The sequence below is a fragment of the Mycobacterium sp. genome (assembly GCF_019243155.1).
Taxonomy (GTDB): Bacteria; Actinomycetota; Actinomycetes; order Mycobacteriales; family Mycobacteriaceae; genus Mycobacterium.
Window position 1 is genome coordinate 1 of the sequence record NZ_JAFAUS010000183.1, and the last position, 12,043, is coordinate 12,043.

The window sequence follows — 12,043 nt, forward strand, 5'->3', positions numbered from 1 at the left end:
CAGCGCCCGCAGCCTTTCGGCCGCCGCCGGCGAATGGAAGTTCGCGTCCGGCTCCATCGAGCGGATCGACAGCCGGTGGACCGCCAGGCCGTCCACGGTTTCCCGGACCCAGGCGCCCCGCGGGAAATCCGGCCGGGGCAGCCCCCCAGCCATGACCGCCACCTCCGCCCCCCGCGCCCTCAGCGCCAGCGCCTGGCGGTGCGCGATGATCTCGGCGCCCCCGACAACCTCGGGCGGGAACATGTTGGAGATGATGAGGACTCTCAGCCTCGGCGGCTCCTCAGGGACTCGTCACTTATACGTCCTCATTAGTGGCGTTGGGCAGCGTGCGCGAGGTCGCGATCACACACGCCGTACCGTCGCTTCCAAGGCGCCGCAATCGGAGCCTGGTTTGATGACGGGCGTGGCATTGCATGCTCAATGCGGAAGTGGACTACGCTCGTCCGATTCTCGAATGGGGGCGCTACCCTTCAAACTTCCACATATCCAACGACGTCGATTGCGCGCCGAGCTTCGCCGCGTCTTGGATCGTCCGAGCGCACTGTCGCTGCTGTATAAAAATCCGGGAGCCATCCAGACCGGCAGGGCAATAGCAGGACGCCGGCCGGATGCAACTCGGGCAGATCGACGGCCGGCTCGGGCGTGCAGTCGCTGGCGCGGCGCATCGGTAAACGGTTCAAGGAGATTATCGCCGCCTTTGACGAGTGCATCGGCGAGTTGGGGGCCGAAAATCGTTGCGGCTTCGAAATTGGCCCATCAAGAGTCCGTGTCGCTGGCGGATATTTGGGCGCAGTCGTGGCATGATCGCGCTGAACCAAGGAGAGAAGCCCGATTGAGTAGTCCGATATCCGGCGGCTTTTTGTGCGACTGCCGTGCCGTCCTAGCCTCGGGAGCTTCCGAGGAGCTCGAACGAATCGGCGTCATGCTGCAGTCGGCCGATAAAATTCTGATTTTCGGCGCGGGCCAGAATGGAAGGATGGTGGCGCGGATTCTCGGTCTCCGAGGGCTGCGCCCCGCCGGGTTCCTGGATGATACACCCGAGAAGTCTGGAGCGATGGTCAGTGGGCTTCCGGTCCGTCCCGTAGCTCCGGCCGATGGGGCTCGAAGCGTCGTTATTTGCTCGATTTACTCACCGGCCGTCAGTTACCGGACGCTCAATGAACGGATCACGGCACTCGGTTACCGCTCAATTTCGTTGTTCGAGTTCCTGCGAGCCTTCGCTAAGGAAGAGTTGCCTTTCTATTGGCTGGGTCCGACCTCCGACCTACTCGAATCGGCTAGCGAGATCGAGTGGCTGGCAAGTCGTCTGCGGGACGACCGTTCAAAGCAGGAGTTGCTCGGCCACCTGAAGTTCCGGCTTCGCCTGGATTTCGCGGCACTTCCGGACCCGGCGCCCCTGGGGTGCGACTTCAATCCGGGGTGGTTCGAATTCGGCCTCATCGATGGGGGCGCCTACACAGGCGACACCATAACACACCTCACCAATCGGTTCAGCGCAGGTCTTCTTTTCGGTTTGGGGGTTGAGCCGGACCCCGCCAACTATGCGGGGCTGTTGCGCACGATTGCGGCTTGCGAAGAACCACTTCGCTCGAAGCTCAGCGGCGCGAATGCCGCGTTGGCCGACAAGCCGGGTACGATGCGTTTCAAAGGGGGTGCGCGCCAAGCTTCACGACTCGCCGCTGACGGCGCCGACGAAGTTGTCACGGTCACGGTCGATCAACTGGCCGAAGAACGCGGCTCCCCTAAAGTTATCTGCAAGCTTGACGTCGAGGGGGCTGAAAGCGCTGCCATCGACGGCGCACAACGGCTGATTCGCGCCGGTCATGTAGCGCTAGCGATCTCGGTCTATCACCGCCCCGACGATCTGTGGCGGATACCGCAGCAGATTCACGCCATGAATCCCAGCTACAGCTTCACGTTGCGAAGCCACGGGCACGACGGTTCCGACCTGATGATCTATGCGCTCCCGCGGTGACCGCCCGTCAGCGTGTCGATGGCAGCGCAGAATGGGCCTCAAAGCATTTGCTCGAAGCAAAGATCCAGGTCTTTAGTGTCAATGTGAAAGTCGTAGTTCGTCCAGATCCAGCGAAAGAACGTTCTCGGGTATCCGCGCCCGAAGCAGCCACAGGAGCGCTGTCCGATGCATGCGGCGAGACTTGTGAATGTTTCGCCGCAGGAGTCGGTCGATCCAAGCTGGATCAGGCGGGCATCGGCTGGGGCGAATAGGAGGTTCGTCAAGGCCGCGCCCGCCGGTCCGGCGATCACTTCGGCGTCTGCGAAGAGGTCGATCTGCTCGTCGATGCTCAGCGCGCTGGGATCTACGAACACGAAGCCGGCGCGCCGAAAATGGTGTGTGACCTCGTCAGCATTGATCATCGACCTTCCCGGCACACTCTTGCGGGTCAGGAACAATCTCTTGCCGGGTTTCGCGGTGATTGGGCCACCGCTCGGGAGCAGGCGGTCGCGCAAGAAATGGACCGCGTGAGGGTGGCAAACGCCCCTCGATGAGAGCCGCGAGGGAAGCGCAATGTCCCGACACGCCAGTGGATGGGTAAAATTGTCGAAAACGAGCTGCTCACGCTCGATCCCTAGCCGTGACAAGAGGTCGAGCTGCCAAGGCTTTGTCGACTCGTCGAGAAGCAAGCGGCGGTCCTTCAGAGCCCCTGCGCCTTCCAGCACGAGCAAGCGGGGAAGATCTTCCAAAAGCCAATGGAAGTAATTTGCGTTGTTGCCGATAAAGACCGTCTTCTGGAGTTCGCTGATGAGTGGTTCAGGCATGCAGACAAGAGCATTCTCACCGTTTACCGTCCGCACGAAAGGCGTAAAGACTTCAACGTGGACGCGATCCATGTGAAACGTGTCGAGAAGCAGGTATTTGCCTTCCGCGATAGCCGTACCGTAAAGTGGTAGCAGGATAGCGTTGTCGCAAAGGGTGACATTTGCGGGTGGAAATGAGAGTTCGGTTGCATAGCTCTTGAAAACGCCGCCAACGGCAAATCCCGTTTCCAACCTGAGCTCAGTCGGCCCGATCACACGGTCGATCCTTGGCGGGCTGGTAGCGCCGATCTCCTCGCTGGTTCCACACTTCAAAGCGCTGACACGCCACTCGGATCCCCTTTCGTCGCGCCATCCCTTCAACTGTTTGTTGCCGAGCGATACCGCGGCTTCCGCGTCGTGCGGGAACAGCAACTTCATCTTGAGGTGTCCCAGGTCAGACTCGGCGTCCTGGCGACGAACCCGCTCGAGAACGTCCAGTTGCGCCACGGCTTCGTCCTTCCTGCCTTCCAGAGCGAACAGCATTGCTAGTAGCCATGGCGCGCGGTCGTCATCGGGCGCTAGAGCGCATGCGCGCTTCAGGAGGGCCTCCGCTTCTTGCGGGTCGTCATCCCGCCAATCGCCTTGCGGCCTCTCCCCGAATCTCCATGGATCGTTGACTAGGTGCCGGGAGGAGTAGGCGGCAAATTCCAGGGCCCACCGACGCCTTGCGAGCAGGAGATCGGCAAGCGCGCACAGCGCGTCGTAGGCGAGAGCGTCGTCATGGGTCGCGCGTTCGTATATGCGCCTAGACTGTTGGTGGAAGCCAGACTGCTTCATGAAATCGGCGGCAAACAATCTTACGGATATCCTACCCGGGTAGTACTTCCGCGGATGTCTCTCGTGAAAATTAAGATATTCTCGCTTTGATAATCTAACAGATTTCCCGACACCCAGCCTATAGCGCCTGCAGGTTAGGAGGATGAACTGTACCCGATCCATTGATGGCGGCAAGAAGATGGCCACCCACAATGTTGTCAAAAGAGCGATCAAGAAATGAAAAGGTCGGTATAGCGCTTCAATCACCCTGCCGCGCGCCGAAGACGCGCTCAGCCCCGCCTCAGGCATGGCAACCCTCTGCGCACAGACACTTGGACCTATGCATCATGCGACGGCCATTCGCCACAGCTTGCGGTGCACTAGGGGCTCTCCTGCGAACGCCTGCGCCGAGCCTGCTTGAGCCGTGTCAGGCTGCGGGTCTGTCGCTCGATGAAAGTGAAGATCGGCCACGCGAAGGTCTCACGGAGAGCGATGCGCTCTTCGATGAGGTATTGGCGGTCTACTGCAAGCGCTTCCGCCCTTGCATAGTTGTCTGTCGCGCTGCGCTCCGCAATGCAGGCTCTCTGCTCGTGGTGGGCGGCCCTATCCTGCCACACCTGTCGATCTCGGTGCAGGCCCTCGAGTTCGATGTCGACCGCCACCTTTCGGTCGAGCCAACTCTGCAGCGCATTGGGTTGGTATGATGGTGCCGGCGGCGGCGTTACCGTATCGCCCGCAAGCGTTCCCAGCACGGCCGTGCGAAGCGCCTCAGGCGTGTGGTGAACTTCATAGTGCCTGCGGGATCTTCTCGCGTGGTCCTTCAGCACCATCGGCGTGAGCGCGCGCAGGCACTCTTCCAACTCAGGCGGCGTTCGCCAATGAAGCGCGCCCGCATAGGCCTCCCAGACATCGGAGAAGAAGACCGACCGATAATTCGAGTGAAGGATCAGCGGTAGTCCCGCCCCCATTGCTTCGACGGTTGCTCGGCCGCCACCTGACGGAAATGACCCAATGTAAACATCCACCGAGAGGTCGATCATGGCTTCGGCCAGGTTCGGAACGCGGGGCACGTGCACAAAGCTCTCCGCTGGGATGCCACGTCGAGCAAGCCCGTCCGTGATTTCCTCGATCATGGAATCGCGTAGATCTCCGATATGGATATGCCTTCCACTTGTTGAGTTCAAAATCAGCGGAACAATCTTTAAGTAGCTATATAGATATGGAATTCTCTCGTACAGATGTTCATTGTCAACCTTGCCTATTCCACCCGAGGTGCAGGTGATCAACGAACCCGTCGTCAAAAAAGGAAGGTCGGCGCGATGCTTACTGACTTGGGCCGTCAGGGGCCAAAATATGTTATTACTAACACCTTTTGTCTGTCTGCAATGGTGGAAACTCTTCCCGTTGAAATCAATATGCGTTCCGTGCGGTAAATGGACCCCCAGCGCGAGGGAGTGATCGCAGTTATGATAGTAAAAAAGACGACCGCTGATCTCAGGCTGAGCGGCCGCAACGCATAACGGGTCAAAGTGGTGGGTAAAGATGTAGGTCCGTGCAGGCCTAAGACTCGCTAAGCGCCGCTGGAGCCATCTCAGCCGAGTTGCCAGGTTTCCGACCGGCGCAACTTCAACAGCGCCGCCATGGAATTCGAACATCCCTTCCACGTCGCTCTGGCGCAGGTCGTGCTCAGTGTTCGTTATGAGCACTGTGGCGCGGGCCGCGGGATCGGCGGCGATCAGGTCGAGCAGGACGCGGCTGTGACCGCCCGTGGGGGCGATCCCCGTTACTAGGAAGACAACTTGGTCTTCATCGGACCCTTGGAACTCTGACTTGGCAGGAAGCCGTCCAAGTTCTAACGCCAGTCTGTCAAGTTCCGGAGAAGAGAATACCTCAGCCAGGGAACTATCCCGCGAGATCACGGTAATCACGAAGCGAACAATCATCTCCAGCGCGCTGTTGAGGTCGCCCTTGGATGCCGTCGCACGTGCCGCGTCACAGAATTCGTCGATACTGCGCCACGCAGTCATGAGCGCTCCGCATGGTCCGCGGCGCTCCGTTGCTGTTCCAGGCGCTGCCACCGCCAAGCCTGTACGTCCGCGGCAGGCTTCCATCGATATCCCAGATAGCCCGCCAACCATGCATCTTCCGGCGGCGGCTGGCCGAGCAGCGCCGAGATGTCGATCTGTTGCGCCAGAATGGGCCGTCCCACGACGTGGTTGACGCCGCGGCGGATATGATCTGAACGATTAATCCCCGAGCGGTGAAACAGCATAGAATCGAATATCACCGCCGAGCCCTTCGGAGCCTCGACCTGAGTTTCATGCTCCTGGATCATGTGGGGTAATGGAAGGTGCGGGGCCTTGTGGCTCGACGGGAGAACCACCGTCCCCCCAGTTTCCTGGTTAAAATCTTGCAGACAGAAGAGGACGCTGATGGCGAGCGGCGCGGACGAGACCCAGTGTTGGTAGTTCAAATCGCGGTGCCACCGCGTCTGAGTCTGGATGCGATTGGGTCTATTGATCACCCCGTTCTGCATAAGAAGAACAATATTATCACCTAGGATCGACTTAAGCGCCGAAATGACTTCGGGGACAACTGAGAGGGACAAGAACGCGCCGTCATAGGCCAGCGGACACCTAACAATATCGGCATCCAGGATCTCATCGAGGAGATGCTCGCCGCCGATTTCGGCGCACTGCATCTTGTAAATATCGTCAAGCTTCTCGCTTAACTCGTCGAGCTGAGGTCCCGACAACACGTCGGGCAAAATTGAATAACCGCACGTGACCAAGTCTTCGGCGATCCGGCCGTTGCTGGCGGTCGGTCCCAATGTGGGTTCGATGACGCCGTAAGCCCCGAATTTGTTCATCTTAGTCAATCCACCGCGTGGCGTACCAGCCTCGCTTCGATCAAGTCGGACCCGACAAGGGTGATCGAGAGGGAAGGCCGGCGACGATCGATAGGGCCTCCATGCGACGCCGAATCCCGTACGACCGAACCCATTGCCATTATAGAACATATACTCCCTGCCGCCTGCAACGCAGGTCGCGCCGAAGCATGTCATCAGGATGTCATGGCTCCGGTCGTCGCGATAGGTATCTGGGAAATCCGGCCCGCCGATTGTGAAGGCGGCTCGTTCCGCGCCCAGCTGCGGAAGGCTTCGTAGCCAGCCACGCCATAGCTTGTCTCGTCATCCAGGCGGTGTTCGGAAGCGGGTGGCAATTTTTCCGGCTCCGTTGGGGTCGTCCCTGGCGGACTACTCGGCCGCTGAGGAGCATTCTTCGATTGCGGCGCGACGAACCGCAGCAGCCACGAACGCCACTTCATCGTCGGTCATTTCCGGCCACATCGGCAAACTAAGAACCTGCTCCGCTGCGAGATCGCTTCGGGGCAGCCGCGCATTCGCAAGAGGAGTGCGCGAGTATGCTGGTTGGCGATGAGGGGGTAGCGGGTAGTGGATCAGCGAGCCGATGCAGTCCTGCGCCAGCGCCTGCTGTATCGTCGCGCGGCCGGTGGTGCGAACGACGTATAGGTGCCATACAGCCTCCGCGTCGACGTCCATCGACGGCAATGTCAATCCGGGCAAGCCCGACAGCAGCTGACCATAGAGGCGTGCGATTTCGCCGCGCCGCGCATTCTTGCGATCGAGCAAGGTGAGCTTCTCCAGCAGGAACGCTGCTTGAAGTTCGTCCAGGCGAGAGTTCACGCCTTGCTCCTCATGACAATATTTCTTTTCCGAGCCGTAGCTCCGCAGTCTCCGTACACGTTCGGCGAGGGCAACGTCGTTGGTTGTTACCGCACCGCCATCGCCCAGCGCGCCGAGGTTCTTAGTCGGATAGAAGCTGAAGGCCGCGGCTCTGCCCAGACTGCCGACCCGACGCCCTCGCCAGGTGGCGCCGTGGGCCTGTGCCGCATCCTCGATCAAGGCGACTCCGTGCGCGGCGGCCAAGTCGGCGAGGCGGTCGAGGGCGACGGGTCGCCCGTAGAGATGCACGGCGATAATTGCCCGCGTCCTCGGGGTGATTGCAGCGGCGACCGCGCCAGCGTCTATGTTGTATGTTCCGAGATCGATGTCCGCTGGCACGATCGTCGCGCCGGCGTGGGTGACCGCCAGCCACGTGGCGACAAAGGTGTGACCGGGAACGATGACTTCGTCGCCGGGACCGATATCGAGGCCCCGCAGAATGAGCGTCAGGGCGTCAAGACCGTTGCCGACGCCAATCGCGTGCCGCACGCCACAGTAGGCGGCGAATTCTGCCTCGAATCTGGCCGTTTGCGGACCGAGGATCAGCGAGTCGGAGGCGATCACACGTTTCGCAGCGGCCCCGAGATCATGCCCGAGTTCCTTATGCTGCCGCCCCAGGCTGAAGAACGGCACGTTCATTCGGCGTCGCGCCCCCCGTCGGCTTCTGCGTTGCAAGGCCCGCCTCGGCCGACAAATTCGGTGAACTCTGCGTATGATCGGATGTAGTCCGCTTCGGTGTAGTGCGCGGACGCAAGAACCATACAGACGCCGCCTCCAGAGAAATCGTCGATCGTACGCCAGACTCCGGGCGCTACGTAGAGACCGATGTGCGGTCGGTTCAACGCAAAGCTTTGCCTTGTCCGCCCGTCGTCCAAGTGGATCACGAAGCTGCCCGACAGCGCCAGGAACAACTGCTGCAACTGGCGATGCGCGTGCCCGGCGCGGGTCGAGCCGCTAGGCACGTCATAAATATAGTAGACGCGCTCGATGGGGAACGGAACGTGCATGCACGCTTCGATGGCCGTGAGGTTGCCGCGAACGTCGCTTATCTTGGGCAGTCCGACCAATCGCCAGCGTGGAGCTTCTCGATGATCCACCTGATCCAACCCCGTGTTCTCGCGTTACGTGTAAACCGGTAGTGCAGCGGGATAAGGCAAGTCAATTGGCGTGGGCTACCGCGTGGCTGAGCCATTCCAGCAGACTACACGGTTTTGCCCGCGACCCCATTGCGAGAATCCGGAGTTGATCTGGGCCGGCGGGCGCCGCCGTCTCTGTCAACGGCCACCATCCGACCGCGTCGCGAGACTGAGGCAGACGCCCGATCGGGACGTTGTGGGTTGCCGCCCCTAAAGCGTCCGCTTCACCTCTTCGAGGTTGAAGCATTCGATGAAGTCGCCGGGCTTGATGTCCTGGAAGCCCTGGAAGGCCATGCCGCATTCCTGGCCGGCCTGGACCTCGTTCACCTCGTCCTTGAAGCGCTTCAGGGTCTGCAGCACGCCGAGCTCGAGCACCACCACGCCCTCGCGCACGATCCGCACTCTGGAGCCCTTGCGCACCTGGCCTTCGGCCACCCGGCAGCCGGCCACCTTGCCGACCTTGGTGATGTCGAACACCAGCAGCACCTCGGCGTTGCCGAGGAAGGTCTCGCGCTGGATTGGGGCCAGCATCCCCGAGAGCACGCCGCGGATGTCGTCGATCAGGTCGTAGATGATCGCATAGTAGCGGATCTCCACCCCCTCGCGCTCGGCGAGGTCGCGGGCCTGGCGCGAGGCGCGGACGTTGAAGCCGAGGATCGGGGCGCTCGCACCCTTGGCCAGCATCACGTCGCTTTCGTTGATCTGGCCGGCGCCCGACAGGATGATTCGCGCGCGCACCTCGTCGGTGGCGAGCTTGTCGAGGGCGCCCACGATCGCCTCGGCCGAGCCCTGGACGTCGGCCTTGATGAGCAGCGGCAGCTCGGAGACCTTCTTGTCGGCGAGCTTGGCCATCATCTCCGTGAGCGAGGCGCCGGCCGCCACCGGGGCGATGGAGCGCTCGCGCTTCACCCGGATCCGGTACTCGGTGAGCTCGCGGGCGCGGGCCTCGTCCTCCACCACCGCGAAGGGCTCGCCCGGATCGGGGGCGCCGTCGAGGCCAAGGATCTCCACCGGCGTCGAGGGCTCGGCCTCGGTGACCTGCTCCTCGCGCTCGTTGAGCAGCGCCCGCACCCGGCCCCAGTTGGCGCCGGCCACCACGATGTCGCCGCGGTGCAAGGTCCCGCGCTTGACGAGCACGGTGGCCACTGCGCCCCGGCCGCGATCCACCTTGGATTCGATCACCACCCCGTCCGCCGTGCGGTCGGGATTGGCCTTCAGGTCCATGATCTCGGCCTGCACCAGGATCGACTCGATAAGGTCGTCGAGGCCCAGCTTCTGGGTGGCCGAGACCTGCACGGCCTGGACGTCGCCGCCCAGGCTCTCCACCACGATCTCGTACTGGAGCAGCTCATTGATCACCCGGGTCGGGTCGGCGTCGGGCTTGTCGATCTTGTTGATGGCCACGATGATCGGAGCGTCGGCGGCGCGGGCGTGCTGGATCGCCTCGGCCGTCTGCGGCATCACCCCGTCGTCGGCGGCCACCACCAGCACCACGATGTCGGTGACATGGGCGCCCCTGGCGCGCATGGCCGAGAAGGCCGCGTGGCCGGGGGTGTCGAGGAAGGTGACCCGCTGGCCGCCCTCCAGCCGCACCTGATAGGCGCCGATGTGCTGGGTGATGCCGCCATGCTCGCCGGCGGCCACGTCGGTGGAGCGCAGCGCGTCCAGGAGACTCGTCTTGCCGTGGTCGACGTGGCCCATCACCGTCACCACCGGCGGGCGGGACAGCAGATGGTCGTCCACGTCCTCGGCGCCCAGGAAGCCCACCTCCACGTCGCTCTCGGAAACCCGGCGCACCGTGTGACCGAACTCGGAGGCGACCAGCTCGGCGGTGTCGGAATCGATCACGTCATTGATCTTGGCCATCACCCCCTGACGCATCAGGAACTTGATGATCTCGACCCCGCGGATCGCCATCCGGCTCGCCAGCTCCTGGACGGTGATCACGTCGGGGATCACCACGTCGCGGGAGGTGCGGGCCTGCTCGGCCTGGCCGCCCTTGCGCTTCTCGCGCTCGCGCTCGCGGGCCCGGCGGACCGAGGCGAGCGAACGCATGCGCTCGACGGCGTCCTCGTCGTCTCCGGCCACGGCCTGGATGGTGAGCCGCCCTTCGCGGCGCTTCGGCTCGCCCTTGGTGCGGGAGACCGCCTTGGTGGGGGCGGCCTTGCCACGGCGGGTCTCGGCCTCTTCGTCGAAGTCGGGACGGCGGTCGAGGTTGAGGCTGCCGGGCCTCGGGGTCTGGCGGGCGGCGCGCTGGAACTCGGGACCTGAGGGCGGCGCCGAGGAGGGCGGCCGGCCCGCGCCAGGGGGCCTCGGGCCGCGCGGTCCCGTCCCGTCCCTGGGGGCCGGTCTGGGGCTGAGGGCGGAATAGCGGACGGTCTCGCCCGGGCGCGCCCGAGGCGGGCCGCCTTCGCGGTGGCCGCCGCCGCCTTCGCGCGGCTGCCGCGGCGGGAAGCCTCCCTCCGGCCGCGGCCCCCGGGGGGCGAAGCCGTCGCGGCCGTCGCGGCCACCCGGACGCTCGGGCCGGAAGGTGGTGGTGCTCTGGCGCTCGTCGCGCCGGTCGCGGCCCGGCTCGTAGGTGCGGGTCTGGCCCGGGGCAGGGCCGCGCGGAGCGTCGACGCGGCCGGCGGGCGCAGGCGCGCGGGCCCGGATCGGTTCGGACCGGGGCGCGGGTTGGGGGGTCGGGGGCCTGGCCGGCGCCGGGCTCGGGCCGGCGGCGGCCATCGCCGGCTCAGGGGCGGGGGCGGGGGTCGGCAGGGGCGGCGCCGGGGCTTCGGCGGCGGCCTCGGCGCGGCGTTCTTCCTCGGCGGCGCGCCGGCGGGCTTCCTCGTCGCGCCGGCGAGCCTCTTCCTCGCGCTGGCGGCGCTCGGTGTTCAGGCGCTCCTGCGCCAGCCGCGCCTCGATCACCCGCTGGCGGGCCCGGCGCTCCTCGTCCGAAAGGCCGCCAGCGGGCTGCGGTTCGGAGGGCGCGGGACGGGCCGGCGCGGCGGGCGCAGGGCCACGCACGTCGAACGCCGGCCGCTTCTCCGGCGCCGGCGGCGGCCCGCCCGGGGGGATCCCGACCCGCCGCTTGGTCTCCACCACGACCGTCTTGGAGCGGCCGTGGCTGAAGCTCTGCTTCACCGTGCCGGTGCTGACGGCGCCGGTGCGCGCCTTCAGCGTGAGGGGGGCCCGTCCCGGCCGGTTGTCGTTCTCGTCCGTCATGCGCTCGCTTGACTATACCGGCCGACCCGGAGGATCGGCCAAACCAAAACTCGAAGACCGGACGGAAGGCCGAATCAGCGTCCGCCCCGCCCGGGGCTCCTCGCGCCCACTCTCAAGGGAGAAGCGGGCGAAAGCCTGATAGTCGCTCGACATCGGATGTCCAGCGCTCGGCGTCCCGCCCCGCAAGGAAGGCCGTGTGTATCACATTCCCCGCCCCGATGGCCAAACTCAATTCGGCCGAGCCGAAGATCGCCAGGACCCTGGGAGGGGGTTCGGAACGCGCGGCGGCGGCCAGCAGCTTGCGCCGCCCGTCGAGGCCGCCGTCGCTGGCTTCCACCAGCCAGGCCGCCTTGCCGGCGAGGATGGCCGCCATCACCCGCTCGAA

Annotated in this window: 9 protein-coding genes; 1 reads left to right on the top strand and 8 read right to left on the bottom strand. The window is 64.0% G+C overall.

What is annotated here, in order from left to right; all coding sequences use genetic code 11:
- Window positions 1-243: hypothetical protein (locus JOZ00_RS08900; RefSeq protein ID WP_293342628.1), on the bottom strand; the 243-nt coding region annotated here is incomplete at its 3' end.
- 679 nt (window positions 244-922) lie between these two features.
- Between JOZ00_RS08900 and JOZ00_RS08905 the strand changes: the two genes are divergently transcribed.
- On the top strand, window positions 923-1,975 hold the full coding sequence (locus JOZ00_RS08905; protein ID WP_293342631.1) for an FkbM family methyltransferase: 1,053 nt from the start codon (window positions 923-925) through the stop codon (window positions 1,973-1,975).
- 38 nt (window positions 1,976-2,013) lie between these two features.
- On the opposite strand, the gene JOZ00_RS08910 is transcribed toward JOZ00_RS08905, so the two are convergent.
- The 7 genes from JOZ00_RS08910 to JOZ00_RS08940 all read right to left on the bottom strand — a co-directional run.
- Complete coding sequence (locus JOZ00_RS08910; protein ID WP_293342634.1) at window positions 2,014-3,612, bottom strand: glycosyltransferase 61 family protein; 1,599 nt, start codon at window positions 3,610-3,612, stop codon at window positions 2,014-2,016.
- Between the two features lie 341 nt (window positions 3,613-3,953).
- Window positions 3,954-5,600 carry a hypothetical protein gene (locus tag JOZ00_RS08915; protein ID WP_293342637.1) on the bottom strand — a complete coding sequence of 549 codons (1,647 nt, stop codon included), beginning with the start codon at window positions 5,598-5,600 and terminating at the stop codon, window positions 3,954-3,956.
- Window positions 5,597-6,442, bottom strand: a complete 846-nt coding sequence (locus JOZ00_RS08920) for a phytanoyl-CoA dioxygenase family protein (protein WP_293342639.1) — start codon at window positions 6,440-6,442, stop codon at window positions 5,597-5,599. The genes JOZ00_RS08915 and JOZ00_RS08920 overlap by 4 nt, the downstream gene beginning before the upstream one ends.
- A 387-nt stretch (window positions 6,443-6,829) precedes the next feature.
- The gene (locus JOZ00_RS08925) at window positions 6,830-7,957 is read right to left on the bottom strand and encodes a DegT/DnrJ/EryC1/StrS family aminotransferase (RefSeq protein ID WP_293342642.1); all 1,128 of its coding nucleotides are present in this window, start codon (window positions 7,955-7,957) and stop codon (window positions 6,830-6,832) included.
- Window positions 7,954-8,415: an FdtA/QdtA family cupin domain-containing protein gene (locus JOZ00_RS08930; RefSeq protein ID WP_293342651.1), complete on the bottom strand. Its 462-nt coding sequence runs from the start codon at window positions 8,413-8,415 to the stop codon at window positions 7,954-7,956. The genes JOZ00_RS08925 and JOZ00_RS08930 overlap by 4 nt, the downstream gene beginning before the upstream one ends.
- Before the next feature lie 249 nt (window positions 8,416-8,664).
- On the bottom strand, window positions 8,665-11,658 hold the full coding sequence (infB, locus tag JOZ00_RS08935; RefSeq protein ID WP_293342645.1) for a translation initiation factor IF-2: 2,994 nt from the start codon (window positions 11,656-11,658) through the stop codon (window positions 8,665-8,667).
- Window positions 11,659-11,770: 112 nt separating this feature from the next.
- Window positions 11,771-12,043, bottom strand: a 273-nt coding sequence (locus JOZ00_RS08940) for a hypothetical protein (protein ID WP_293342648.1), incomplete at its 5' end; no start/stop codon positions are given.